Genomic DNA, 25,152 nt, shown 5'->3' with positions numbered 1-25,152 from the left:
CACCTTCTTCGCATGCGCCGTGGGCATTACGCCTGCAGTGCGCGCCATGCCTGCATCGCCAGCCCGAACGAACGCTTGCGCGCGGCATGGTCGTAGATGTTGGCGGTGACCAGCACTTCGTCAGGCTTGTGCCGCGCCACGAACGCGGCCAGCCCTTCCTGCACCTGCTTCACGTCACCGACCACTGCGCAGGCCAGCGCGTTCTGCACGCCGGCCTTTTCGTGCGGCTGCCAGAACGCTTCGATGTCGTCGATCGGCGGCGGAATCAGGCCCGGCAGGCCACGGCGCAGATTGACGAAACTCTGCTGCTGGGTGGTGAACAGCCGCTTGGCGTCAGCTTCCGAATCGCTGGCCACCACGTTCAGGCCCAGCACCGCATACGGCGCCTGCAGATACTGCGAGGCACGGAATTCGCGGCGGTAGACCGCCAGCGCTTCATCCATCGCGTCGGGGGCGAAGTGCGAGGCGAAGGCGAACGGCAGGCCCATCGCCGCCGACAGGCGCGCACTGAACAGGCTCGAGCCCAGCAGCCACACCGGCACCGGAATGCCGGCGCCGGGCACGGCGCGCACGGCCTGGCCCTTCTGGGCCGGTTCGAAGTAGTGCAGCAGCTCGCGCACGTCCTGCGGGAACTGGTCGGCGCTGTCGAAGTAGCGGCGCAGTGCGCGGGCGGTCGGCTGGTCCGTGCCGGGCGCGCGGCCCAGGCCCAGATCGATGCGGTCCGGGTACAGCGAAGCCAGCGTGCCGAACTGCTCGGCCACCTGCAGCGGCGAGTGATTGGGCAGCATGATGCCGCCGGCACCGACACGGATGCGCTTGGTGCCCCCGGCCACATGGCCGATCAGCACGGCAGTGGCGGCGCTGGCGATGCCGGGCATGTTGTGGTGCTCGGCCAGCCAATAGCGATGGAAACCCCAGCCTTCGGCGTGCTGGGCCAGGTCCAGCATGTTGGCGAAGGCCTGCGTGGTGTCGCTGCCTTCGCAGACCGGCGCCAGATCAAGAATCGACAGCTGCATCATGAATGCTCGTTCCAACCAGGAGATATCTCACTGAGATGGGGCTGTCCGCGCGGTTTGCCACCGCCCACAAGGCACGGGTGGCAAGACGCTGATTTCCGTCTCGCGACGATTCAGGACAATCAACGCCGTGAAGACGGCTCAGGCGGCGTCAGCGTCCTGGTCCACCAGCGGCTGCAGGGCCGCGTCCAGCGCCACGCGCTCGTCGAACACGAAGCAGCGGCCGTCATAGCCCTCGCCGCCCACGGCCTCGAAATAGCCCAGGATGCCGCCGTCCAGCTGCAGCACGTTGTCCATGCCGTCATTGCGCATCCACAGGGCCGCCTTCTCGCAGCGGATGCCGCCGGTGCAGAAGCTGACCACGGTGCTGTCCTTGAGCGCCTCACGGTGCGGGGCCAGCGCGTCGGGCAGATCGGTGAACTTGGTGATCGGCAGCACCAGCGCGTCCTGGAAGGTACCGTACTCGATCTCCTGGGTGTTGCGGGTGTCCAGCATCACCACCGGCTTGCCGGCGTCGTCATGCCCCTGGCGCAGCCAGCGCTGCACCGTGGCCGGGTCGATCGACGGGGCGCGCGGGTAGGCCAGCGGCTGGCCGTCGTCGATGCGGAAGCTGATGATCTCCGGCTTGACCTTGGCCTTGAGCCGGGCAAAGGGCTGCATGTGGCTGTAGCTGGTCTTCACCCGCAGCCCGGCAAACCGGGCATCGGCCCGCAGGGCGGTGTAGAAGCCATCGATTGCCTGCTCCGCCCCGGCCAGGAACAGGTTGATGCCCTCGCCCGCTACCAGGATCGTGCCGCGCAGCTGCGCGGCGGTGGCCCGCTCCAGCAGGGTCGCGCACAGCGCGTCCGGGTCGGCGACGGGGGTGAAGTGGTAGGCGGCGGTATTGGCGATCATCCCGCCATTTTAGCCGCTGGGCGGCCGCGACGCCTGAGCCGCGCCGGAATCAGCCGCGCAGCAGCACGAACGGCAGCAGCACCAGCGCGGCCGCGACGGCCATCCCGACCAGCACCGTGACCACGAACACCGGGCGGCGCCGGATCAGGCTGCCGAAGGTCTCGGCCGTGCCCTCGCGCAGCGCGGCCTCACGCTCGCCGCGCACGCGCTCGCCGCGCGTCTGCTGGTAGTCGGCCATCAAGGCCTTGGCCCGCGGGTGATCCTCGTTGTCGCGCACCCAGATGCCGCCGAAGGAGATGCCCCACGGGCTGGGCTCGGTGCGGTAATGGGCAATGCCCGCCTTGTCCAGCAGGGCGGTGACATCCTGGATTTCATCGTCCGCGACATTGCGCAGGTTGAGCAGCAGTTTCGACATGCGCCCATGATAGCGCCCGGCGATGCGCTACCCTTGCGTCCCCGTTTTTTGGATCCGGAGCCCGCCCATGCGCCGTCTGCCGCGTTACCTGCTCGCCCCCCTGATGCTGTCGCTGCTGGCCGCCTGCACCCCGCCCGGCCCGCCGCCCGGTGGCAGCATCGCGCAGTTCGAGAAGATCGACACCCAGCCGGGCACCGGCGCCGAGGCCACGCCGGGCAGCAAGGTCACGGTGCACTACACCGGGTGGATCTACGACGAGCGCACCGCCGACAAGCACGGTGACAAGTTCGACAGCTCGGTGGACCGTGGCGAGCCCTTCAGCTTCGACCTGGGCCAGGGCCAGGTCATCAAGGGCTGGGACGAAGGCTTCGCGGGCATGAAGGTGGGCGGCAAGCGCACGCTGATGATTCCGGCCGAGTACGGCTATGGCGCCCGTCGCGCCGGCCCGATCGCGCCGAACTCCTCGCTGGTGTTCGATGTCGAGCTGCTCGACGTCAAGCCGCGTTGATCCTGCCTGCATGAGCATTGCCCTGACCACCCCACGCCGGGTCGCGATCATCGGCGGCGGCCCCGCCGGCCTGATGGCGGCTGAAACCGTGCGCGCTGCCGGCCACGCCGTCGATCTGTACGAGGCCAAGGGCTCGCCCGGTCGCAAGTTCCTGATCGCCGGCAAGGGCGGCCTCAACCTGACCCACTCCGACGCGCCTGACGTGTTCGTTTCGCGCTACCGCGAGCGCGCGGAGGCGGTGGGCGGGTGGCTGGCCGATTTCAATGCCGAGGCGCTGCGCGCCTGGGCGTTGGACTTCGGCGTGGAAACCTACGTGGGCAGTTCCGGCCGTGTGTTCCCGGTGGACCGCAAGGCCGCGCCGCTGCTGCGCGGCTGGGTGCGCCGGCTGAAGGAACAGGGCGTGCGCTTCCACGTGCAGCATCGCTGGACCGGCTGGGATGACGCGGGCGCGCTGCGCTTCCAGACGCCCGATGGCGAAACGACGGTGACGGCCGACGCGGTAGTGTTCGCGCTCGGCGGCGGCAGCTGGCCGGAACTGGGCTCGGATGGCGCGTGGATGGCGCCGATGGCCGCCACCGGCATCGACATCGCCCCGCTGCAGCCAGCCAACTGTGGCTTTGACATCGGTTGGACGCCCTACTTCAGCGAACGCCAGGCCGGCGCCCCGCTCAAGCCGGTGGTGGCGCACTGGACCGACCTGAAGGGCGAACCGCGCTCACTGCAGGGCGAGTGCGTGATCACGGCGACCGGCATCGAAGGCAGCCTCATCTACGCGCTGTCGGCCGATCTGCGCGACAGCCTGGCCCGCGACGGCCAGGTGGAACTGCAGCTGGACCTGCTGCCGGGCCAGACCGAAGCGCAGGTGCTGGAGAAGCTTGGCAAGCCGCGCCAGGGCCGCAGTTTCGGCGAGGTCCTGCGTCGCCAGCTCGGGCTGGGCGGGGTGAAGTCCGCCCTGCTGTTCGAGGTGCTGGGCCGCGAGGCCGGGCAGCTGCCGCTGGCGCAGATCGCGCACGCGCTCAAGCGGCTGCCACTGGCCCTGGAACGACCGCGTCCGATCGATGAAGTCATCAGCACCGCCGGTGGCGTGCGCCTGGAGGCACTGGATACGCAGTTGATGCTGCGCGCACGGCCGGGCACGTTCTGTGCGGGCGAGATGCTGGACTGGGAAGCACCGACCGGCGGCTACCTGCTCACCGCGTGCTACGCCAGCGGGCTGCGCGCCGGGCGTGGCGTGGTGGCCTGGCTGGCGCAGGGATAGATCGCGAGGTGCCGGCCAGCGGCCGGCACTACCAGTGACGTGCCCTGACAGGCGCTCGGCGCGGCTCAGCGCGGCGTCCGGGTGGTGCCGGCCACTGGCCGGCATCAACGCGTGCGCTGCATCCGCACCGACGCGAGTGCGACGCCGCTGGGGTGTGGGTAGCTCTCCTCGCGCAGCGCCTCAAAACCACAGCGCTGATAGAACGGCACCGCGTTGAGCGAGGCCGAGAGCACCAGCGGCCGCGCAGGGTCGGCCAACGCCTCCATCGCCTGCATCAGGGTCAGGCCGATGCCACGGCCGCCGCAGTCGGGATCGACGAACAACGCATCAACCTCGTTGCCGGCCAGATCGATCACGCCGTAGCCCAGCAGCGCACCCTCGGCGTCTTCGGCAATCACACCGCCACCGCCGGCGAGCAGCGCGCGGTAGTGTTGCGGCGGCGGCGAGGCCGACCATGGGGCAATTACCTCCGGCGGATACGCCGTACTGCACAGTTCGCGGACGCAGCGGGTGCGCAGTACCCACAGCCGGTCCGCCTCGTCGGCGCGGCCGACCCGCAAGCGCACTGCACGATCGCCCGTCATCGCGATTTGCTCGCGCGCAGCGCCTGGATGCGCGCTGGTGGCTGGAACGAGTCGCTGCGCGCATCGGCCCAGTAATCGTGGAAGACCGCGTGGTCCGGCACCTTGCGCAGCAGTTCACCGGGCGCAAGATAGCGATACAACGAGGCCAGCGAACGGATTTCCACCGGCGAGACCCGGCGCAGGATGTGCTCCGGCCCCAGCTCGGAGGGATCGTTGAGGCCGGCCGCGCACAGCAGGTCGCGCAACGCGCGCAGCGTGTTCTCGTGGTAGCTGTGCACGCGCGTGGCCTTGTCGGCCGCATCCAGGTGCCGCCAGCGATTGGGGTTCTGGGTGGCGATGCCGGTCGGGCACTTGTCGCTGTGGCAGCTCAACGACTGGATGCAGCCCAGCGCGAACATGAAACCACGGCCGGCGTTGCACCAGTCCGCGCCCAGCGCGATGGTGCGCGCGATCTCGAACGCGCTGGTCACCTTGCCGGCCGCACCCACGCGGATGCGGTCGCGCAGGTCCAGCCCGACCAGGGTGTTGTGCACCAGCAGCAGGGCTTCGTGCATCGGCACGCCAACATGATCGATGAACTCGGCCGGTGCGGCGCCGGTCCCGCCCTCGGCGCCGTCAACGACGATGAAGTCCGGCAGCAGCCCGGTTTCCTGCATCGCCTTGGCAATGCCGAACCACTCCCACGGGTGGCCGATGGCCAGCTTGAAGCCGACCGGCTTGCCGCCGGACAACTCGCGCAGCCGCGCGACGAACTGCAGCAGCTCGACCGGGGTATTGAACGCGCTGTGCCTGGAGGGCGACACGCAATCCACGCCCATCGGCACGCCACGGGTGATCGAGATCTCTTCGCTGACCTTGGCCGCCGGCAAGACGCCGCCGTGGCCAGGCTTGGCGCCCTGCGAGAGCTTGATCTCGATCATCTTGACCTGATCATGGTTCGCGTTGGCGACGAACTTCTCTTCACTGAAGCCGCCGGCCTCGTCACGACAACCGAAGTAGCCCGAGCCGATTTCCCAGACCAGGTCACCGCCCATTTCGCGGTGATAGGGAGAAATCGACCCTTCGCCGGTGTCGTGGTAGAAGCTGCCGCGGCGCGCGCCTTCGTTCAGTGCGCGGATCGCGTTGGCCGACAACGAGCCGAAGCTCATCGCAGAGATGTTGAACACGCTGGCCGAGTACGGCTTGGCACAGTTGGGCCCGATCTGGATGCGGAAATCGTGGTGGCCGATCTCGGTCGGCGCCAGCGAGTGGTTGATCCATTCGTAATCCACCGCATACGTGCTGCGCAGCGTACCGAATGGCACCACGTCCATTTCATTCTTGGAGCGCTGGTAGATCAGGGCACGCTGCTGGCGCGAGAACGGCACGTCTTCCAGATCGCTCTGCACGAAGTACTGGCGGATCTCCGGCCCGATCGATTCCAGCCCGTAGCGGAAGTGCGCCATCACCGGGTAGTTGCGCCGCAGCGTGCTGCGCTTCTGCAGCATGTCCCACGTGCCCAGCACCACCAGCAGGGCCGTCACCCCCACGCCCCAGTACCAGGCGGGCCAGATCGTGCCCAACCACAGGCAGACCGGGAACAGCAGGATGGCGAGCAGATACGCGAGATAGCGGTGCATGGCTTTCCTCAATCAATAGCTGCCAACGAGTCTACAGGCGGTCGTCCACCACTTCCCGGGGCCATACGGATTTGACGTCGTACACCACGCCACCCGGTGCCAACAACGCGCGCACCTGCGCCGCATCCAGGGCACGGAAACGATCGTGCGCCACGGCGAGCACGACCGCGTCATACCCGCCCGCATCCGGGGCGTCGACCCAACGCACGCCGGCATCGGCCAGTGCCGCCGGACCGACCCACGGGTCCTGCACGTCCACCCGGGCCCCACTGGCCTGCAGGCGCTGCGCCAGTTCCAGCGCGCGGCTGTTGCGCAGGTCCGGGCAGTTCTCCTTGAAGGTGACGCCCAGCACCAGCACCCGGGCCTGGGCGACATCGATGCGGCGCGATGCCAGCAGCGCCAGCACGCGTTGTGCGACGTGCTCGCCGACCCGGTTGTTGACCTGGCGCGCGGTGTGGATCAGATCGGGGTGATAGCCCACGCTCTCGGATTTGTGCAGCAGGTAGTACGGATCCACGCCGATGCAGTGGCCGCCGACCAGGCCGGGCCGGAACGGCAGGAAGTTCCACTTGCTGCCGGCCGCGTCCAGCACATCCTGGGTATCGATGCCGAGCCGATCGAAGATCAGCGCCAGCTCGTTGACCAGGGCGATGTTGACGTCGCGCTGGATGTTCTCGATCACTTTGGCGGCTTCGGCCACGCGGATCGACGGTGCCGGCCATGTGCCTGCGGTGATGATGCTCTTGTACAGGGAATCGACCACCGCGGCGACCTCGGGCGTCGAGCCGGAGGTGATCTTGCGGATGTCCGGCAGCCGCCGCTCGCGGTCGCCCGGGTTGATCCGCTCCGGGCTGTAACCGCAATAGAAATCCTCGTTGAAGCGCAGCCCCGACCCTTCCTCGAGCAGGGGGACGCAGACTTCCTCGGTGGTACCGGGATAGACCGTGGATTCATAGATCACGATGTCGCCGCGCTTGAGCAGGCCGGCAATCAAGGTACTGGCGCTGCGCAGCGGCCCCAGATCGGGCTGCTCATGCGCATCGATCGGGGTCGGCACGGTCACGATGTACACATTGCAGGCGGCCAGATCGGCGGGATCGGCGCTGTAATGCGCATGCACAGCGGCAGCGAGCTCATCGGCCTCCAGTTCCAGCGTGTGGTCCAGGCCACGCTGCAGCTCGGCGACCCGCGCGCTATCGATGTCGTAGCCCACCGTGGCCTGCTGCCGGCCGAAGGTCACTGTCAACGGCAGCCCGACATAGCCGAGCCCGATGACGCCGATGCGCGGCGCGGCCGCGGCGGAAATGGCCTGGGTCATCGCTCGGCTCCGCATCGCGGAACCGGGCCGGCCAGCAGGCGGGGCGTCATCAGGGGATACGTCATGCGATACGGAGCCGGGATACAGGTCATGCAAGCCTAACGCGCCAGCCCCTGCCCCACAAAGAACAAAGCCGCCGCCCGCGGAGAGTACGGACGACGGCCAAAGGAATAATGGTCCAGCTGCGGTTACTACCCTTTCAGACAGCCTCCAAGGGCAAACCCCGCAAGACTGGTCACAGCTGGTAGGAAGAGGATAGGCGGGCAACCGTGATCATTGTGTTACGGCCAGCGTTGTTCTGCGTTACGAACCCAGCGTCACCGCAGCCGGTTCCAACTCGCCGGAGACACCGGTCCACGCCGCAAGCAGACAGCCAAACCCCGTGGGCGTGTCGCCCGCTGCGGGCAGGCCGGCCAGAAATCCGTGCCAGGGCGCATCGATGATGCGCGCCAGTGCTTCGGGCTCCACTGCTGCGGAGGCCATCGTCCAGCGGGGGAAGTGGCGGGCACCGACCGTCCCGCGCGCAAGCTCACGCAGGTTGGTATGGATGCGCGCGTTGAACACCCGCTGGAACACCGAATCCACGCCATCCTCCGGACCTTCGAAATACTGCAGGAACCGACGCCCGTCGAACATCAGCACGCCGGTGACGCCGGCCACTTTATTGAATCCCGATGCCGCGCGCAGGATCTGATCGATATCAGACGTTTCGATTCCATCGACAGCGTCGCTGACATAAGCGACCGCATGCAGCGGCATGAAGGATTTCCGGAATGAACTGAAGCTGACTATGCCATGAAGTATTCGCACTGGGTAGACATCGACTGTGTCTGCCATCCCGTTCCGGAAAAGCGCGCCGGCGCATGCGTCATTCCGGGATCTGCACCTCGAATCCACGCTCGCGCAGCTGATCGATATAGCCGCCGGGCGTGACCAGCGAAGTCACCGGCACCGTCGCGAAGGTCACCGCGTTGCGTGCCAGCGCGTCGCTGGCCATGGAGATCCATTTGCGGTGAGCTTGGGCATCGACGTCGGTCAGGCCGCGGCGGCGCCCGAAGTCACTGTTGGCCACCGCATCCACGCAGGCCACGTACTGCCCTTTCACTGCCAGGCGCTGCAGCGCCTGGATATCACCCACGGCCCAGGCATTGGCGCGCTCGGCCAGCAGCGGCAGCCCGTGCTCGATCACCTCCAGCGTGCGCCGGAAGCATTCCACGTCCTGCAGGGCTGTCCCACGCACTTCCTTCAACGCCTGCCGGGGGTCGGCGATCTTGATCGTGACCTGGGTCGACACCGGCTTGAGGCCGTGTGCCTTGCTGGCCTTCTCGATGATCCTGGAGACCGGCGAGGATCGGCCCAGCCCCACATCCTTGAGGGCGGCGGCGTACAACTGCGTAGCGGCCACCAGCGGGCGGTCTTTCTCGATGCCATTGTCGCGCCCGATGTGACGCTGCTTGAGCAGCGCCCAGCGTGCATAGAGATCGGGCGGCAGGACCTCGCGCAGCGTGCGTCCGTCAGGATCGCGCGCCGCCTTCATCGCCGCAGGCGCCAGGGTCAGGCGGCGGAAGAACCCCACATCGGCATCCAGCGTCCAGCCGGGTGAGCCGAGCACCTCCTGGGCGCTGGCGATCACCGCCTGCACCTCGTCGGCGCGCCAGTCCAGCTTGGCCGGCAGCGGCGAGACCGTGCCGAGAATCCACAGTGTGTGCCCCTGGCTGTTGCGGACCTGCCACATGCCCGGCCCCGGCTGCACGCCGGAGACCAGCACCGGGGCAAGGTCGGTCACCTCGCCCGCCGTCTGCGCCGGTACCGGTACCGGTTCCTGCGCCGGCGCATGGACCTGGGCATTGGCATGGACCGCGCCGCCGAGCAGCACTGCCATGCCCCACACCAGTGCGCTCCCTGCACGTCCTGCGTTGGCCATGTGACCTTTCCGAAGTGAGTTGCTGCGCAGCGTACGGCGGCGCGCGGCCGGCTGCGTAAAGTTTGCGTTGCACCGGAACGCCGGCTGCAACGAACAAGGGCAGCCGGTTGGCTGCCCTCGCGTTGAATCATCACCGGCGTGCGTCGATCGCAGCGCGATCAGAACCCACGCCAAGGGGAAGCCTTGGTGCCCGGGGCCGGAATCGAACCGGCATGGGGTCGCCCCCGGCGGATTTTAAGTCCGATGCGTCTACCAGTTTCGCCACCCGGGCAACGGCGCGCATAGGGTGCCTGATCGCGCCCGGTTTTGGAATGCACGCACGCCGGGGCGACGGCACTCAGATCGCCCTGGAATACCGCACCGGCTGGTCCGGCTGCGCGAGATAACGGTCGAAGCACATCGCCAGCAGCCGCAGCAGCGGGCGCCCGCGTTCGCTGGCGCGCACCACGCCCTGCGCGTAGTCGGCCAGGCCGTCGGCCTGCAGCGTGGCCAGCGCGCGCAGCCCGTCGGCGAAATACGCCTCGAAGTCCACGCCATGCCGTGCTGCCAGCGCGGCGCCATCCACTTCGCCCTGGCACATCAGCTGGCCGATCAGCTCGGCGCGCAGTACGTCGTCCTCGTCCAGCTGCAGGCCACGCCAGACCGGCAGGCGCCCTGCATCGACGGCCGCCTCCCAGGCCGGCAGCTCGCGCGGGTTCTGGCTGTAGGTGTCGCCGATGTGGCTGATCGCGCTGGCGCCCAGGCCGACCAGATCGGTATCGGCATGCGTGGTGTAGCCCATGAAATTGCGGTGCAGCTGGCCCGCGCGTTGTGCCCGCGACAGATCCTCCTCCGGCAATGCGAAGTGGTCCATGCCGATGTACTGATAGCCCGCCTCGGAAAGCCGTTGCACCGCCAGGCCGAGCAGCGCGAGCTTCTGGTCGGGACCGGGCAGATCCGCATCGGCGATCTGGCGCTGCGCGCGGAACAGGTGCGGCAGGTGGGCATAGCCGTACACCGCCAGGCGATCGGGGCGCTCACGCAACACCGTTTCCAGTGTCTGCGCGAAGCCGGCCAGCGTCTGCTTCGGCAGGCCATAGATCAGATCGACATTGACCGAACGCAGCCCGTACTCGCGGCACGCGCGCAGGATGTCCAGGGTGGCCTCCACGCCCTGCTCGCGGTTGATCGCCTTCTGAACGTCCGGATCGAAATCCTGCACGCCCAGGCTGGCGCGGTTGAAGCCCAGCGCGGCCAAGCCGGCGATGTCGGCGCGGGTGACGAAGCGCGGGTCCAGTTCGATGGAGAAATCGCGTGCGGTCGCAGTGCTGAAATTGAAGCGCTCGCGCAGCCCCTCAAGCAGCTCGCGCATCTGCGCTGGCGCCAGGAAGTTCGGCGTGCCGCCACCGAGGTGCAGCTGGATCACTTCGCGGGCCGGATCGAACTGCGGCGCCATCAGGTCCGCCTCGCTCAGCACGCGGGCGACGTAGCTGATGCCCTTGCTGTGGTCGCGGGTGATGACACGGTTGCAGCCGCAGTAGAAGCATGGGCTGCTGCAGTAAGGCACGTGCACATACAGCGACAGCGGCCGGCCGAGCCGGTTGCTGCCGGCGATGGCCTCGCGCAGGGCCAGCTCGCCATACCCGTCATGGAAGTGCGGCGCGGTCGGATAGGAGGTGTAGCGCGGCCCGGGCCGGTCGTGGCGGCGCAGCAGCTCGGGGTCGAAGTGCCAGGCAAGCCCGGCGGCGGCAGGCGAGAAAGTATCCATGCCGCCAGCGTGCACGCGCGCGGGCGCGCACGCATTGCGTCAGATCAATTCAGGCCCTGGCGGCCGACCAGCGGCAGGCTGGGCCAACGCAGCATCTGGAAGCGACGCCAGAACGTATCGGCGATCCGCCCGGCAACGTCATCGGCCAGCCGCTGCATCGGCGGATTGCCACATTCGGCGGTCGTCTGCCGGAACAGGGCCAGCCAGCGGTCGAACAGATCGCGGTCGAGCTCATCCATGGCCATGTGCTTGGGCATCGGCGCGCCTTTGAAGCGGCGCGTGCCGCGCAGCATCGCCGACCAGAAATCGACCAGCTGGGCCAGGTGCGCATCCCAGTCGTGAATCCGTGCCGCGAAGACCGGCCCCAGCCGCGGCTCCTCGCGGACGCGCGCATAGAAGTCATGCACCAGCCGGGTGACCTCCTCTTCGCTGCACAGGTCCGGCGCAGGGAGAGGCAGCGCGTTGTCGGTGGGATCGGCCATGAACATCCTCGGGCGGCAACGCCCAGCATCGGCGGCAGCGCGTGCCGCTGCCTTGATCAGAATCAATGAAGGCCGTCGCGAAGCCTTCTAGTCTGGGAGCTCGACAGGAAGCGCGCACCCGCGATCCCGGCCCCCGGTCGGCGCGAAGTATAGCCGCGCCCTGCCCCCTCCTCCTGACCGTGGCCGCAATGAACGACCTGCATGACCCGCCCGACGGCAGCCGCCGACGGCTGATCCAGCAATGGGGCGCCATCCTGTGGCCCAGTTTCGTCGCAGCCGGCCTGGCCAGCGTGGTCTTCTTCGCGTTCGTCGACCCGCTGCGCCTGCGCGACATCACCTTCCCGCAACACGAGATCAGCCGCGAACTGGGCTACACACTGGGGTTCTTCATGTTCTGGGCGGTCACCGCCGCCGCCAGCACGATCACCTGGTACCTGCTGCGGCCAATGCCCGGCGACGACGACGATCTGCCGCTGGGGTGACCATGACAGACCGCCTCGCCCTGCATCTTGTCGATCCACCACCGGCACCGCCGCCCACCGTTCGCCGCGCGCCACTGCGCTGGCGGCCGCTGCTGTCGGCGCTGCTGCTGGCCGGCTTCTATGCCCTGCCGTGGCTGCGCTGGGAGGGCCGCCAGGCACTGTTGTTCGACCTGACCGCGCGCCGTTTCGATCTGTTCGGCTGGACGCTCTGGCCGCAGGACGTGGGCATCCTGCTGGGGCTGGCCGCCGTGCTGGCCACCACCCTGGTGCTGCTGACCAACCTGGCTGGCCGGGTCTGGTGCGGCCATGCCTGCCCGCAGACCTTGTGGAGCCGATTGTTCCGCTGGATCGAACAGGCCGCCGCGCACTGCCTGCCGGCCGCACCGGCGCGCGCGGCCAAGCATCTGCTGTGGCTGCTGGTGGCCGCGTGGACCGGCATCACCTTCGTGGGCTTTTTCAGCCCGATCCACGGTCTGGTCGGCACGCCGTGGCCGCCGGCCTGGAGCGGCTGGGAAACGTTCTGGATCCTGTTCTACGCCGCCGCCACCTGGGGCAACGCGGGCTTCCTGCGTGAACATGTCTGTCGCGAGTTGTGCCCGTATGCGCGCGTCCACGGCATGTTCTGCGACAGCGACACGCCGCGCATGCACTATCACGCGCGCCGCGGTGAACCGCGCGGCCCGCGCGTGGCAGGGCTGGGTGGCGTGCAGGCCCGCGGCCGCGGACTGCTCGACCCCACCAGCGCCAGCGATTACGCGTTCCGCGCCGCGCATGAGGACATCGCCGGCCCCATGCCGCACTTCAGCGCCGATCGGCTCGGCGATTGCCTGGATTGCGGGGACTGCGTCACCGTCTGTCCGATGGCGCTGGACGTGCGCGCCGGGCCGCATGCCGATTGCATCGGCTGTGGCGACTGCCAGGACGCCTGCGATGCGCGCATGCGTGCCTGGCAGTTCCCGACCGGTCTGATCCGCCGTGCCAGCCCGTCAGCCATGCAGCAAGGCCCGTCACGCTGGATCCGCCCGCGCACGCTTGCCGCGGCCAGCACGCTGCTGGCCCTGCTGGGCATCGGTCTCCATTACCTGTAGTGGCGCCGCGCTGGCGGTTGTCCCCGTCCCGATTCCCGGTCCCCCGACCCGGTTTCAGCGAGCGCGCGGTCGCGCACTGCGTGGGGGCACCAACTGGGCGCGCCGCACGATCCCCAACTGTTCGATGATCAACGCCAGTTCATTGGTGACACGGGTTCGCGCGGTGCCCTGCGCCGGTGGGACCAGTCGCTCCAGCACGCGCTGGTAGGTGGACCAGAATTCCGGGCCGCAGCCATGTTTCACGTAGCTGGCTTCCAGCTCGGTTCGCACTCCGTCAGCCAAGTCATGTTCGCCGTATTCCATACGACCTCCGTGGGACTTGCTTGCTTCAGGGACGACAAAACCCCCTCAGGGGCGGAGTCACTTCGGGTTCACTTAAAATTTGCACTTCCTTCGCATTAAGTCAATTACCACACGGCCAAAGGCGACGCCCCTGATGAATCGTTCATCTCGCGCCTGCGCCCGTATCTGCATCATGCAGGGCGCATATTGACAGCAGCATGTCAGCGCGGCGGCGGATACTCCGCCTCTGGCCGGCTCCCCCTGGTATCAGCCCCTGCGGGTAAACGCTGCAGGGGTCATCTCATTCCGCTGCCGAGCGCACCGGCTGTGACGCGGCCTGCCCGGGCAGGTGCGGGGCGACGAACTGCAGCAGCCGCTCCATCCCGCTGCCCGCCGGCGCGCCGCCGGCGATACGGTCTGCGAACGCCTCCCAGTCACCTGCCGAGAGCACCTCGATCAAGGCAGGCTCCACGCCCAGCCAGCGCATGCTCCAGTACGGGAAAAAGCGCTGCGGTACGCGCGCGTGGCCGAGCTTGTGGATGGCGCGATGGCTCCGTGCCTGCAACACCCGCTCATGCACCGCCGACACCCCGTCATCGGGACCTTCAAAGTACTGCAGGAAACGACTGCCGTCGCACAGCAGTACGCCGGTCACCCCCGCCAGACTGTTGAAGCGGATGGCATCCTCGACAAGGGCGTCAAGATGCGCCGCAGACAGCGGGCCCGCAACGTCGCTGACATACGCGATCGCGCATAAGGGCATGGGTAAACTCCGACATTCTCAAAGCCCTATGCTGGCACTTTCAGGTATCTAAATAAAGCCGCTCGCTGAAGCATTCAGATGACGCTGCAACCGAAAGTTTCCATCGCGCGGCGGTTTCGTCCCCCAGGCCGCCGCAGGCAGCCACGCGCACTCACTGCCGCGTGGCGATCGAACTACGTACTGCCTCACTGAACGCATCGAGCAGGAATGGCTTGGCGATCATCGCCATGCCGTTGTCGAGGAACGCCGAGCGTTCCTGCGCCTTCTCCGCGTAGCCGGTCATGAACAGCACCGGCAGGGATGGCCGCGTCTGCCGCGCGATTTCCGCCAGTTGCCGTCCATTGAGACCGGGCAGCCCGACATCGGTGATCAGCAGGTCGATCTTCTTCGACGAGCCGAGGATGGGAATGGCGCCATCGGCGTCGCCGACCACCTCGGCGGTATACCCGAGATCCTCAAGCACCACCGTCACCAGCATCCGCACCTGCTCGTCGTCCTCCACCACCAGGATCGACTGCCCGGCGCCAAGCGATACCGCCTGCGCGTTCGGCGTGTCCTCATCCTCGGCCGGGTCGTGCACCACCGGCATGAACAAGGACACCGTCGTGCCCTGCCCCGGCGTGGAGTCCACGGTGATGTGGCCCCCGGACTGCTGCATGAAGCCGTAGATCATCGACATGCCCAGCCCGGTGCCCTTGCCGATCGGCTTGGTGGTGAAGAACGGCTCGAAGATCCGTTCGACCACCTCCGGCGGCATGCCGGTGCCGGTATCGGACACGGCCACCACGGCGTACTCGCCGGCCGGGACGGTCGGCACCTCCGCCTCGGCGACATGCACATGCGAGGTGCGCAGCCGCAACTCTCCACCATCGGGCATGGCATCGCGTGCGTTGATGGCCAGATTGAGCAGCGCGCTTTCAAACTGGTTGCTGTCCAGGTTCGCGCGCAGCGGGGTATCGCTGGTCACCATCTGGATGCGGATCGTTTCCCCCAGGGTGCTGCGCAGCAGGTGCTGGACCGACCCCACCAGTGCGTTGAGTTCGACGGTTTTCGAATCCAGCGATTGCCGGCGCGAGAACGCCAGCAGGCGCTGGGTCAACGCGGCCGCACGCTGGCTGGAGGCGGTGGCGGCATCCAGGAACCGTTCCAACCCCTCCATGCGCCCCATTTCCACGCGCATGCGCATGATGTCCAGCGAGGACAGGATGCCGGTCAGCATGTTGTTGAAGTCATGCGCGATGCCGCCGGTGAGCTGGCCGATCGCATCCATCTTCTGCGACTGGCGCAGTGCGGCTTCGCTGGCTTCGCGCGCGGCCATCTGGTGTTCCAGTTCGGCGGTGCGCTCGGCCACCATCGCCTCCAAATCCAGCGCGTGCTGCTGGCTGGTCTCCAGGGCCAGTTTGGAGGCGGTGATGTCGGTGACGAACACATGGAACCCGTCCGGCGTTCCATCCGCATCAACGCGTGGCGAGTAGCGGATCTCACTGTCGCGCCGCCGGCCATCACTGAACGGCCAGTTCGCCTCGAACACGATGTGCTCGCCGGCCAGCGCACGTTCGATCAACGGCCGGCGACTGGTCCACACTTCCTGCCCGAACACGTCGGGCACGCGCCTGCCGATCACGTCCGAAACCGGCCGCTCGAACCAGGCTTCATACGCCTTGTTGGCGAAGCGGTAATTCAGGTCACGGTCGATGAAGGCGATCAGCACCGGCATCGCGTCGGCCACCAGGCGCAGTTCGGCTTCGCTGCGCTCCAGCGCGGCACGCCCATCGGCCAGCGCCCGCATCTGGTCACGCACCAGGAACTGCTTGTCGCGCGCGCGCAGCGCACTGCGCACCGAACTCAGCAGCGAGCTGCTGCCCAGTGGCCGGTCCAGTTCGATGATGTTGATCGCCAGCTGCAGGCCGGCGTCGGCCAATGGCCGCTTCTGCGAGCGCGGGGACCGCAGCAGGATGAAGGGAATATCCGACCAGGTCGGTTGCCGGGCCAGGGGCTCGAGCAGGGCAGCCGTGCCTTTCGCCACGGCCTCCTCGGTGACCACCACCGCGCCCACCTCGTCATCGAGCGCATCGGCCAACCGCGCCAGGCTTTCCTGGATCGTGGTCCGCAACCCGGCGGCGTTGAGCACGGCAGCGATGCTCGGCGCATCACGCCCGAACGGTGCAACGATGTGCACCACGCCGGACGTGGCGTCAGTCTGCACGGGTGTGGCCGAGCAGATGCGCCGTATTGCCCACGAATTCCGGCGTGCCGGTCAGGATCCCCTTGAACTCGTTGAGGGGCGCACTGAGCGAAATGCCCTTGCCGTCGATGTTCAGCTCGCGGATCGTGTTTTCGTGCGCACCGCCGCGGTTCTTGATCACCGAGATCGCCTTGCGGATCCGCCCCTGCGACTCGAAGAAGCGGAACAGTACGACCGAGTCGGCGATGTAGGACACGTTGAGATTGCCCGTGGACATGGTGCCGACCAGGCCATGCTGCGGATTGATCAGGATGGTCGCCACGCCCTTCTGGTTGAGATAGGACAGCATCTCGTGCAGCTGGAGCATCAGCTGCTTTTCCTGCGGCATCGCCGTGACGTAGCCGTTGAGGCTGTCGATCACCAGCAGGCGGCACTGACGTTCTTCCACCGCACGCTGCATGTTCCAGGCGAACTCGCCCGGCGAGATCTCGGCCGGGTCCACCTGCTGGATCTCCAGCAGCCCCGTCTCCAGATGTTTGCTGAGGTCGATATCCAATGACTCCGCGCGGGCCAGCAAGGTGCCGATGCGCTCATCGAATTCGAAGATGCAGCAATGCTCACCGCGCTCGCACGCGGCCCACACATACTGCAGCGCCACGTTGGTCTTGCCGCTGCCGGCCGGGCCGGTCAGCAACGTGCTGGTGCCCCGCAGCGGTCCACCACCGAGCAGGCTGTCGATCTCGCCCACCCCGCTGCTGATCGGGGTACCGTTGAATTTGGCGTGGTGGTCCGAAGCGATCAGTCGCGGGAACACCTCCAGACCGCCCTCGCGGATGGTCATGTCGTGGTAGCCGGCAGTGAAGTTCACCCCGCGCAGTTTCTGCACATGCATCCGCCGCCGGGCCGGACCGAAATCCAGCGTCAGCCGTTCCAGTGATACGACGCCATGACACAGGCTGTGCAGCTGGCCATCGCGCTCCTCGCCGGAGGCGGTCATGTCATCGACCAGCACCACGGTTGCGCTCTTCGGCGCGAAGAACTGCTTGAGCGACAGAATCTGCCGGCGATAGCGCAGCGGATCCTGCGAGAGCAATCGCAGCTCGGAGAGCGAGTCGAACACCACCCGGTGCGGCTTGATGCGCTCCACCTCGCCCAGGATCAGCTTGACCGTCTCATCCAGCTCGACCTCCCAGGAGTGCAGGACCGACTGCATGCGGCCGTCGCCCAGTGCTTCCTCGGCCGAGGCCAGCTCGAACAGGTCAAGCCCGTCCAGCGACCAGCCGTGGGCGTTGGCGACTTCCCGGAGTTCGTCAGCCGTCTCGGAGAGCGTGATGTACAGGCAGCGCTCCCCCTTGCTCAGCCCGTGCAGCAGGAACTGCAGGGACAGCGTGGTCTTGCCTGAGCCGGGCGGACCCTCGAGCAGATACAGCCGCCCCTGCGGGAAGCCCCCGCCCAGGATGCTGTCGAGGCCTTCGATACCCGTCGCTACGCGTGCTTTTTGTGTCTGCATAAGGCTGCCAATATGGACGGGCGCAGCATACGAAGCGGGTTGTGTAGGCCCTGTCGGCTCTCCCCTGCGAAACTGAATGGAGGCCCACAACGCACAAAGCCCGCATGCGCGGGCTCTGGGCTACTTTCTATTTGGAGGCCTGGGTCGGAATTGAACCGGCGTACGCGGATTTGCAGTCCGCTGCATGACCACTCTGCCACCAGGCCGGTGACCCTACGATCATCGGAGGCGTGTTGCATGCCCCGATAGAACAAGACCCCGAGAACGGGGCCTGGTCAGGATTTGGAGCGGGAAACGAGACTCGAACTCGCGACCTCAACCTTGGCAAGGTTGCGCTCTACCAACTGAGCTATTCCCGCAAAATCAAGCGTGCATGTTACCGAAACCACTCGAAACACACCAGCTTTTTCACACTTTTTTTCACATCCCGGCCAATGCTTCCGGACCGGATGCCCGCGTGCCACCGCGGAGAAAAACAAGGCCCCGAGGGGGGCCCTGTCGAAATCTGGAGCGGGAAACGAGACTCGAACTCGCGACCTCAACCTTGGCAAGGTTGCGCTCTACCAACTGAGCTATTCCCGCAGACTTTCGCTTGCCCCGACGGCACCGCACCCTGGGGTGCTGGAGGCTGTCGGCCCCTCGACCTGCGTCGAAGGAGCGCTATTCTGTCGGAATTCCTTCACGTCGTCAACATCCTTTTTGCTGCATTTCCGTGCGTTGCCCCGGGCCGCCCCGGCGCGCGTGCCGGCCTCGCCTGCCCCTCCCCCGGTCATTCCCAATCATCACCCCATGCCACGCCCTCTCCGCATTGCCAGCCTCGCCATCGCCGCCCTGGTCGGCGCGATCGCCATCGTCGGCGCGACCACCCACGGCTTCTCCAACGCCTGGATGATGCTGACCGACAGCAGCAACATAATCCCGGCCGAATCATCGATCCTCTCGTTCGAGCCCTACGTCATCAACCCGGGCTCATCGAACTATTGGCTGTATGGCAAGGACCGCACGAACTATTACCACTTCGTGCACACGGAGCAGGCGCTCTACGTGTACCTGCCCATCAAGAACAGCTGCCCGCGGTTCGACCGCGAGAACATCCGCACGTGGTGCAACGTCCGGATCGGAACGCGCCACTGACCGCAGACACGCGCATACGAAAAAAGCGACCCGGAAGGTCGCTTTTTTCGGTGTTTCCCTTCGCGACGGATTGCGATGGAAACAGTATCTGGAGCGGGAAACGAGTCATGCACTAGAGCGCTAAGTCTCTGTTTCCCAATCACTTTCTCCACTGTGGTGATCAGCGAAGAACTCAATTATAGCCTTGTTTTTCGCCCTCGGCAACAAAGTTCATCCAACCACTTCCACCAGCGTCCAAGGATGATCCATCCACCCGTCGTTACGCCTGATGCGTCCAGCTGCTGAGCGGGTTCGCTATCGAACTCCAACTTGCGACGATCATGACTTGCGCTCGCTCCGCAGGCAGCGCGGGGTGGTGTCGCGTGGACTACCTGGCACCTGGACGGCTGTAGGACACAACCGCCGGCATCGGAACACCGCAAGTACTCATCTTTACATCGCTGCGGCTAACTTCGCCGGAGCGCAACGCGGCGCCAGTGTAGTGGCAGCCAGCCTCAACGAAGGCGTGCAGCAATCCGGTTCATCTGCTCGATCTCCGCGCGCTGGCCATCGGAAATCGCTTGGCATAGGTTGACGAGTTCCGGATCTGAGAGCTGCGCCTCGCGGCACATGAGGATCGCTCCCGAATGGTGCGGGACCATAGACGCGATGAACTGTCGATCGCCGATTCCGGTTTGAGCACGGGTAGCGGCAAAAGAACCGAGTGTGAGAACGGCAAACAAGCCGTACAGCACGAGATTGAGCCGCCGGTTTGGAAACATGCCGGGCATTGTCGCTAGCATGAAGATGCCCATTGGCGCCCACATAGTGACCGCCATGTAGAGCATGTTGAGATTGTTTCTGAAGTCCCTGGCGCCGTCGATCATGCTGAACATTACGAAGTACATGACGACGAGGCCCAACACCATGTTCACCCAGAACTTGGCGTATGGTCGGCCGTGCTTACCCATCTGACCGGATGTGTGATGTTGATGTTCATGGGAATGTTCAGCCATCTCCGTCTCCTATGTGCTGGGGCAACCTGGCAGGGTCACTGGTACTGCGGCAGATACTTTGTCGATATATCAGCATGTGGAGCGATGCATCACTAACCGCTGATTTCCAGTCCCCAACTGGACGTAGGGGCGTCGAACGCTTCAACTCGCTGGTCTTGAACCGTCTGGATATCAGACCATACCAAATCGGTCTTGATGGGCTTTGCGCCACCTATGACGCTGGTACCGTGAGCGCCAATATCGAGCTTGCGTCCTCATCGCTCGATGGGCCGGCAACTGATCGATTCTTGCATATCAAGCAAGACAAGGCCACCTGCGGCGGACGCCAATGGCCTCCTCCGCCTTCGCTTAGGGCATCGCCTCAAGCGTCCGTCGCAGGCCATAACGACACAACAGCCCTTGGGCAAGAAAGGAGCCGGTGATGTAGCGCACCCGAAAGGAGACGAAGACATGCACAAGGACATTTCAACATCAAAGGTGTTCTATCGTCCCATCGAGGCGGCCATCCGATGGGCTGGGTTGCTGCGGTATCTCCCGATGATCCTGGCCACGATCGCGTCACCGCGTGTCCTGCCTCGGTCGCTGAACTGCCCTCGATGGAATGAGTGCCGGCTGCACTCGGAACGTATCTATGACGGCATCCTCAACGGAGAGCTGCCCTACGGCAAGAACGGGATCACGCTCAATGATCCGAACCTGCTCAATTCTCTGGATCTGACTGTTCGCCATGTCGATCTAAAACGCTGGATGCGCACCCACTATCCCGAGCACCGGCCAGGATTTCTGTTCAGCCGTGGCGAACGCATGGCGCATCCTTTCATCACCATGGAAACAGGACAGGCGATCCTCGTGGAGCGGCTGGCCCTTCAGGCCGCGCTTGAACAAGCCCGACGTGAGATGCGAGAACTGCAGGAGCAGCACGACACGCTACTCAAGCAATCCTCGGTGCTGTTGGCATCCAAGCAATGCGAGATCAGCGAACGGGCGGAAACGACCTATCTCAACATCATTGGAGGGATGTTGACGCTGATGCTGAGCCAGTCGCCTTCAGGCGTGCCCTATTCCAGCTTCAAAACGCAGGAGGCCCTTGTCTCTGCATTGGTCGCCCACTACGGCGGCACCATGGGCATCACTGAGCGCACCTTAAACGGAAAGTTCGCCAACGCTAAGAGGTACGTTCGTAGCGCAAGCGCATGAGGTTATCCAGCTTGTATGTGCAATCGCGGAGATTGCATTTGCAATGTCTTTCCGCAGCCAGGTCTATTGAATAGAGGTCACGCCAACAAACGCCACCGAGCGTTCAGGAGTGACCGCCATGTCGCAGACCCCTGTACTCCCGCCGAACGAGCGCCGCATCCTGCGGCTCGATGAAGTCGAAGCGAAGTCCGGCTTCAAACGCGCCCACATCTACAACCTGATGAAGAAGCGCCAGTTCCCTCAGGCGCTGCGCCTGGGCGTGCGCGCTGTCGGCTGGGATTCGATCGAAATCGACCAGTGGATCGCCGAGCGCCTCAACCACCGGACCTGACCCGCTCTCCCGCGGACTTCCCATTCCCAGCCGGAGAGCGCCATGCAGGTCGTGTCCATCATTTCAACGAAGGGCGGCGTCGGCAAGACCACGACGGCCGCCAACCTGGGCGGGCTCGCCGCGGACGCGGGCCTGCGCGTGCTGCTGCTCGATCTCGACGTGCAGCCCACCTTGTCCTCCTACTACGAACTGACCCAGCGCGCGCCGGGCGGCATCTATGAGCTGTTGGCCTTCAACGAGCGCGACCTTGGCCAGCTCGTGTCCCGCACGATCATCGCGGGCCTGGACCTGGTGCTGTCCGACGACCACCGGGGCGAGCTGAACACGTTGTTGCTGCATGCGCCGGATGGCCGCCTGCGGTTGCGGCATCTGCTGCCAGCACTTGCTCCCCTCTACGACCTGGTGCTGATCGACACCCAGGGCGCGCGTTCCGTGCTGCTGGAGATGGCGGTGCTCGCCTCCGATCTCGCGCTGTCGCCCGTCACGCCGGAGATCCTCGCGGCACGCGAGCTGCGGCGCGGCACCATGCAGTTGCTCGAAGACATTGCGCCGTACCGGCACCTGGGCATCGAACCGCCGCCGCTGCACTTGCTCATCAACCGCGTCCACCCGGTGTCCGCCAACGCACGGCTGATCCAGCAGGCCTTGCGCGACCTGTTCCAGGACAGCGCCGGCATCCGCGTGCTCGCCACCGACGTGCCGGCCATAGAAGCGTATCCACGTGCCGCAACGCGCGGCCTGCCGGTGCATCGGGTCGAGCACCGCCAGCCGCCCGGCAGAGTCGCCCCTGCCGCGCTCGACACGATGCGCGCGCTCGCCAGCGAGTTGTTCCCGCAATGGCAGGACCGACTGGCTCAAGTATCCGGCCGCCCGCAGCGACCTCTTGATCCTGGGAGGCCCCATGGCGAACGCACATGAGCTGGCCCGCGGCCACAAGCGGCTGCGCGCCCTGATCGAGTTCGCGGTCGGTGAGGGCTGGCACGTCAAGCGCACGCCGGGCGGGCACCTCAAGTTCACCAAGGCCGGCTGCGCGGCGATCTACACGAGTTCGACAGCGAGTGACCACCGGGCCGAATTGAACGCCCGTGCGCAGATCCGCCGCGCCGAGCGAGAGGCCCGCATGGCGCCGGCCGGCGGTCGTGGGGACTGCGAGGGGTGCGGCCATGGCTGACATGACCTCGCAGGACATGGCAGGCAAGCTGCTCGCGGCCGGCTTCGAGCGCAGCGGCCCAGCGGCTACGGCCTTGAGCGACCCGATCGCGGACACGCCCATGGTCGTGACGCTGGACCAGTTGCGGCCCTACGACCATGACCCGCGCATGAAGCGCAACCCGGCTTACGAGGAAATCAAGGCATCCATCCGCGAGCGCGGCCTGGACGCGGCGCCGGCCATCACGCGCAGGCCCGGCGAGGACCACTACATCATCCGCAACGGCGGCAACACGCGACTGGCGATCCTGCGCGAACTCTGGTCGGAGACCAAGGAAGAACGCTTCTTCCGCATATCGTGCCTGTTCCGACCATGGCCGGAGCGCGGTGAAATCGTCGCGCTGACCGGGCATCTTGCCGAGAACGAACTGCGCGGCGGCCTCACGTTCATCGAGCGCGCGCTCGGCGTCGAGAAAGCACGGGAGTTCTACGAGCAGGAGAGCGGCGCCGCCCTGAGCCAGTCGGAACTGGCCCGCCGCCTGGCGGCCGATGGCTTCCCCGTCCAGCGGTCGCACATCACCCGCATGGCCGACGCGGTGCGCTACCTGCTGCCCGCCATTCCCACTGTGCTCTATGGCGGCCTGGGGCGCCACCAGGTCGAGCGGCTGTCGGTCATGCGCACGGCCTGCAAACGCACCTGGGAGCACTACGCCAAGGACCGTTCGCTGCCGCTGGACTTCGACAGTTTCTTTCAGGAGGTGCTGGCGCAGTTCGACACGCAGGGCGACGAGTTCGCGCCGCAGCGCGTGCAAGACGAGCTGATCGGCCAGATGTCCGAGCTGCTGGGCATCGGCTACGACGTGCTGGCGCTGGACCTGACCGAATCGGAAAGCCGCCACCGGGCGCTGGTCAGTGACCCGACGCCACCTGCGGCGCAGCCGGCGTTGCCTTCGCCCACCGCCGGCACGCCGACTCCGCCGGGCGCAGCATCGTCCATCGCCACGCCTGCAGCGGCGGCCGGTCCTCCACCCGCCAGCCCTCCGGCGTCCGAGCCCACCTTGCGCCACGACGACACGGCGGTTGGCGAAGCGGCCACGGGAAGCCAGCCGGCCGCACCGGGCGATCTGCTTCGCGAGCACATCGTCTCGCCAGCACCGACGACAGAACGGCTCCAATCGATCCAGCGCATGGTCGCCGACCAGTTGGGCGATGCGCTGCCGCCCGACTTCTCGGCGAGCGTGCTGCAGTCCATCCCGGTGCAAGCCGGCGGACTCTATCCGATCTCCGACGTCTGGTACATCGACGCCGGCCTGGACACGCCCGATCGGCTGCGCATCCACATCGCGCAGTTCGCGCGCGAGATCGCCGGGGAGGCAGGCCTGGACGAGTGCATCGAGGATCGCGCCGATGGCATCGGGTTTGCGTGCCGCGCCCGCGGCCAAGCCCCGTCGCCGCTCGGCCGCGCGGTGCTGACGCTGCTCACTTCCCTGACGGGTCAGCCCGTCGCCGAAGCGGGCCTGGACGGCGCGCAGCTCGCCGCCGACCTGCCGACCCTGTTGCACGGCCAGAGCCAAGGCCATGGCAGCGGCGCAAGGCGCTTGAGCGACACGGCGTTGGTCAAGCTCTTTCGGCTGCTGCGCCTCGCCCGGCGTCTGCTGGACCTGGAAGCCGGCACCACGGCGCCCGGGACGTGAGCGAGGGAGGCCGCATGTCCACATCGCATCCGCTCAACCAGGCCGTGATTGCCCAGGCGCTGTATGACCTTCGCAACGGCCAACTGCGCCGCTGCAAGGCCATGGGCTTCGGCGAGGCCGAGCTGGATGCGCTCAAGCACCCCGCGCTGATCAGCGTGCTGGCCAACGCCAGCGTCTCGTGGTGCTCGGTCACGGTCAACCGCGAAGTGCTGCAGCGCCTGCTCAACCAGGCACAGGACGTGGAGAAGGAAATCGCCACGGTCGATCGCATGCTGCGGCTGGGGGCCAGCACGGAGATGGTCAGCCGCTTCTATGGCCTGACCCATCAGGAAGTCGCCCTGCGGCGGGAGATCCTCGGCCTGCCCAAGCGCAAGGGGCGCCACCCCGTCCTGGACGAGACCCAGGACACCGAACTGTGGCGGCAATGGAAAGCCGTGACCAGCAGCAGGAACGTCGATCTGGAGGACGAGACCTCGATTCTCGATGCGGCCATGGACCTGGCCGAGGGCATGTCGCTGCCGCTCTCGGTGGTCTGGGCCGCGATCAGGAACTGGGTCGATCAGGGATTGGGCTAGGC

26 protein-coding genes and 4 tRNA genes are annotated in these 25,152 nt (G+C 66.4%); 11 read left to right on the top strand and 19 right to left on the bottom strand.

The window, feature by feature from the left end; translation table 11 throughout:
* Positions 1 to 26: 26 nt before the first annotated feature.
* From NJD74_RS06665 to NJD74_RS06655, 3 genes are all read right to left on the bottom strand, one after another.
* Positions 27 to 1,019, bottom strand: a complete 993-nt coding sequence (locus NJD74_RS06665) for an LLM class flavin-dependent oxidoreductase (RefSeq protein ID WP_266084648.1) — start codon at positions 1,017 to 1,019, stop codon at positions 27 to 29.
* Positions 1,020 to 1,157: 138 nt separating this feature from the next.
* Positions 1,158 to 1,910, bottom strand: coding sequence for a sulfurtransferase (locus NJD74_RS06660; RefSeq protein ID WP_046273691.1), 753 nt, complete (start codon positions 1,908 to 1,910; stop codon positions 1,158 to 1,160).
* A gap of 49 nt (positions 1,911 to 1,959) precedes the next feature.
* Positions 1,960 to 2,325 carry a DUF6164 family protein gene (locus NJD74_RS06655; protein WP_070470656.1) on the bottom strand — a complete coding sequence of 122 codons (366 nt, stop codon included), beginning with the start codon at positions 2,323 to 2,325 and terminating at the stop codon, positions 1,960 to 1,962.
* Positions 2,326 to 2,392: 67 nt separating this feature from the next.
* On the opposite strand from NJD74_RS06655, the gene NJD74_RS06650 reads away from it, so the two are divergent.
* Complete coding sequence (locus tag NJD74_RS06650) at positions 2,393 to 2,833, top strand: FKBP-type peptidyl-prolyl cis-trans isomerase (RefSeq protein ID WP_019183352.1); 441 nt, start codon at positions 2,393 to 2,395, stop codon at positions 2,831 to 2,833.
* Between the two features lie 10 nt (positions 2,834 to 2,843).
* Positions 2,844 to 4,091, top strand: a complete 1,248-nt coding sequence (locus NJD74_RS06645) for a TIGR03862 family flavoprotein (RefSeq protein ID WP_070470658.1) — start codon at positions 2,844 to 2,846, stop codon at positions 4,089 to 4,091.
* A gap of 104 nt (positions 4,092 to 4,195) precedes the next feature.
* On the opposite strand, the gene NJD74_RS06640 is transcribed toward NJD74_RS06645, so the two are convergent.
* From NJD74_RS06640 to NJD74_RS06605, 8 genes are all read right to left on the bottom strand, one after another.
* Positions 4,196 to 4,675, bottom strand: coding sequence for a GNAT family N-acetyltransferase (locus NJD74_RS06640; RefSeq protein WP_102788293.1), 480 nt, complete (start codon positions 4,673 to 4,675; stop codon positions 4,196 to 4,198).
* Positions 4,672 to 6,294, bottom strand: coding sequence for an FMN-binding glutamate synthase family protein (locus NJD74_RS06635; protein ID WP_319623857.1), 1,623 nt, complete (start codon positions 6,292 to 6,294; stop codon positions 4,672 to 4,674). The genes NJD74_RS06640 and NJD74_RS06635 overlap by 4 nt, the downstream gene beginning before the upstream one ends.
* 31 nt (positions 6,295 to 6,325) lie before the next feature.
* Complete coding sequence (locus NJD74_RS06630; protein WP_319623856.1) at positions 6,326 to 7,612, bottom strand: nucleotide sugar dehydrogenase; 1,287 nt, start codon at positions 7,610 to 7,612, stop codon at positions 6,326 to 6,328.
* A gap of 303 nt (positions 7,613 to 7,915) precedes the next feature.
* Complete coding sequence (locus tag NJD74_RS06625; RefSeq protein WP_319623855.1) at positions 7,916 to 8,371, bottom strand: BLUF domain-containing protein; 456 nt, start codon at positions 8,369 to 8,371, stop codon at positions 7,916 to 7,918.
* Between the two features lie 109 nt (positions 8,372 to 8,480).
* On the bottom strand, positions 8,481 to 9,536 hold the full coding sequence (locus NJD74_RS06620) for a TraB/GumN family protein (RefSeq protein WP_319623854.1): 1,056 nt from the start codon (positions 9,534 to 9,536) through the stop codon (positions 8,481 to 8,483).
* Between the two features lie 184 nt (positions 9,537 to 9,720).
* A tRNA-Leu gene (locus NJD74_RS06615) sits at positions 9,721 to 9,807 on the bottom strand.
* A 66-nt stretch (positions 9,808 to 9,873) separates the two neighbouring features.
* On the bottom strand, positions 9,874 to 11,283 hold the full coding sequence (gene hemN, locus NJD74_RS06610) for an oxygen-independent coproporphyrinogen III oxidase (protein WP_319623853.1): 1,410 nt from the start codon (positions 11,281 to 11,283) through the stop codon (positions 9,874 to 9,876).
* A 44-nt stretch (positions 11,284 to 11,327) separates the two neighbouring features.
* Positions 11,328 to 11,765, bottom strand: a complete 438-nt coding sequence (locus tag NJD74_RS06605; protein WP_037553174.1) for a group III truncated hemoglobin — start codon at positions 11,763 to 11,765, stop codon at positions 11,328 to 11,330.
* A gap of 188 nt (positions 11,766 to 11,953) precedes the next feature.
* Between NJD74_RS06605 and NJD74_RS06600 the strand changes: the two genes are divergently transcribed.
* Together NJD74_RS06600 and NJD74_RS06595 are read left to right on the top strand one after the other, a co-directional pair.
* The gene (locus tag NJD74_RS06600) at positions 11,954 to 12,247 is read left to right on the top strand and encodes a hypothetical protein (RefSeq protein ID WP_019183361.1); all 294 of its coding nucleotides are present in this window, start codon (positions 11,954 to 11,956) and stop codon (positions 12,245 to 12,247) included.
* A 2-nt stretch (positions 12,248 to 12,249) separates the two neighbouring features.
* Positions 12,250 to 13,335, top strand: a complete 1,086-nt coding sequence (locus NJD74_RS06595; RefSeq protein WP_319623852.1) for a 4Fe-4S dicluster domain-containing protein — start codon at positions 12,250 to 12,252, stop codon at positions 13,333 to 13,335.
* A gap of 54 nt (positions 13,336 to 13,389) precedes the next feature.
* On the opposite strand, the gene NJD74_RS06590 is transcribed toward NJD74_RS06595, so the two are convergent.
* The 7 genes from NJD74_RS06590 to NJD74_RS06560 form a co-directional block, all read right to left on the bottom strand.
* Positions 13,390 to 13,638, bottom strand: a complete 249-nt coding sequence (locus NJD74_RS06590; RefSeq protein WP_019183363.1) for a hypothetical protein — start codon at positions 13,636 to 13,638, stop codon at positions 13,390 to 13,392.
* Between the two features lie 280 nt (positions 13,639 to 13,918).
* Positions 13,919 to 14,380 carry a BLUF domain-containing protein gene (locus tag NJD74_RS06585; protein ID WP_046273698.1) on the bottom strand — a complete coding sequence of 154 codons (462 nt, stop codon included), beginning with the start codon at positions 14,378 to 14,380 and terminating at the stop codon, positions 13,919 to 13,921.
* 151 nt (positions 14,381 to 14,531) lie between these two features.
* Entirely contained in the window at positions 14,532 to 16,586 is a 2,055-nt protein-coding gene (locus NJD74_RS06580) for a PAS domain-containing sensor histidine kinase (RefSeq protein WP_254427778.1), read from the bottom strand.
* Positions 16,576 to 18,075, bottom strand: a complete 1,500-nt coding sequence (locus NJD74_RS06575; RefSeq protein WP_102788285.1) for an ATPase domain-containing protein — start codon at positions 18,073 to 18,075, stop codon at positions 16,576 to 16,578. The genes NJD74_RS06580 and NJD74_RS06575 overlap by 11 nt, the downstream gene beginning before the upstream one ends.
* 132 nt (positions 18,076 to 18,207) lie before the next feature.
* Positions 18,208 to 18,281: transfer RNA gene (locus NJD74_RS06570), tRNA-Cys, on the bottom strand.
* A 77-nt stretch (positions 18,282 to 18,358) separates the two neighbouring features.
* Positions 18,359 to 18,434 (bottom strand) — tRNA-Gly (locus NJD74_RS06565).
* A 147-nt stretch (positions 18,435 to 18,581) separates the two neighbouring features.
* A tRNA-Gly gene (locus NJD74_RS06560) sits at positions 18,582 to 18,657 on the bottom strand.
* A 207-nt stretch (positions 18,658 to 18,864) separates the two neighbouring features.
* On the opposite strand from NJD74_RS06560, the gene NJD74_RS06555 reads away from it, so the two are divergent.
* Positions 18,865 to 19,209 (top strand): hypothetical protein, encoded by a 345-nt coding sequence (locus NJD74_RS06555; RefSeq protein WP_102788284.1) that lies wholly within the window; start codon positions 18,865 to 18,867, stop codon positions 19,207 to 19,209.
* A 494-nt stretch (positions 19,210 to 19,703) separates the two neighbouring features.
* Here the strand turns inward: NJD74_RS06555 and NJD74_RS06550 are convergent, their stop codons facing one another.
* Positions 19,704 to 20,204 carry a DUF305 domain-containing protein gene (locus NJD74_RS06550; RefSeq protein ID WP_003098996.1) on the bottom strand — a complete coding sequence of 167 codons (501 nt, stop codon included), beginning with the start codon at positions 20,202 to 20,204 and terminating at the stop codon, positions 19,704 to 19,706.
* Positions 20,205 to 20,654: 450 nt separating this feature from the next.
* On the opposite strand from NJD74_RS06550, the gene NJD74_RS06545 reads away from it, so the two are divergent.
* The 6 genes from NJD74_RS06545 (at position 20,655) to NJD74_RS06520 (ending at position 25,150) form a co-directional block, all read left to right on the top strand.
* Positions 20,655 to 21,401 carry a hypothetical protein gene (locus NJD74_RS06545; protein WP_003098991.1) on the top strand — a complete coding sequence of 249 codons (747 nt, stop codon included), beginning with the start codon at positions 20,655 to 20,657 and terminating at the stop codon, positions 21,399 to 21,401.
* Positions 21,402 to 21,519: 118 nt separating this feature from the next.
* Complete coding sequence (locus NJD74_RS06540) at positions 21,520 to 21,732, top strand: AlpA family transcriptional regulator (RefSeq protein ID WP_003090093.1); 213 nt, start codon at positions 21,520 to 21,522, stop codon at positions 21,730 to 21,732.
* Positions 21,733 to 21,774: 42 nt separating this feature from the next.
* Positions 21,775 to 22,650 carry a ParA family protein gene (locus NJD74_RS06535; protein ID WP_003098988.1) on the top strand — a complete coding sequence of 292 codons (876 nt, stop codon included), beginning with the start codon at positions 21,775 to 21,777 and terminating at the stop codon, positions 22,648 to 22,650.
* Positions 22,634 to 22,903 carry a hypothetical protein gene (locus tag NJD74_RS06530; RefSeq protein ID WP_003050422.1) on the top strand — a complete coding sequence of 90 codons (270 nt, stop codon included), beginning with the start codon at positions 22,634 to 22,636 and terminating at the stop codon, positions 22,901 to 22,903. Before NJD74_RS06535 ends, NJD74_RS06530 begins: the two co-directional genes overlap by 17 nt.
* The gene (locus tag NJD74_RS06525) at positions 22,896 to 24,575 is read left to right on the top strand and encodes a ParB family protein (RefSeq protein WP_004350508.1); all 1,680 of its coding nucleotides are present in this window, start codon (positions 22,896 to 22,898) and stop codon (positions 24,573 to 24,575) included. The genes NJD74_RS06530 and NJD74_RS06525 overlap by 8 nt, the downstream gene beginning before the upstream one ends.
* Positions 24,576 to 24,589: 14 nt before the next feature.
* Complete coding sequence (locus tag NJD74_RS06520) at positions 24,590 to 25,150, top strand: DUF2857 domain-containing protein (protein ID WP_003090097.1); 561 nt, start codon at positions 24,590 to 24,592, stop codon at positions 25,148 to 25,150.
* Positions 25,151 to 25,152 lie beyond the last annotated feature (2 nt).

This window comes from Stenotrophomonas sp. RG-453 (assembly GCF_033843685.1).
Lineage (GTDB): Bacteria > Pseudomonadota > Gammaproteobacteria > Xanthomonadales > Xanthomonadaceae > Stenotrophomonas > Stenotrophomonas bentonitica_A.
This window is presented reverse-complemented; position numbering and strand designations above follow the sequence as displayed.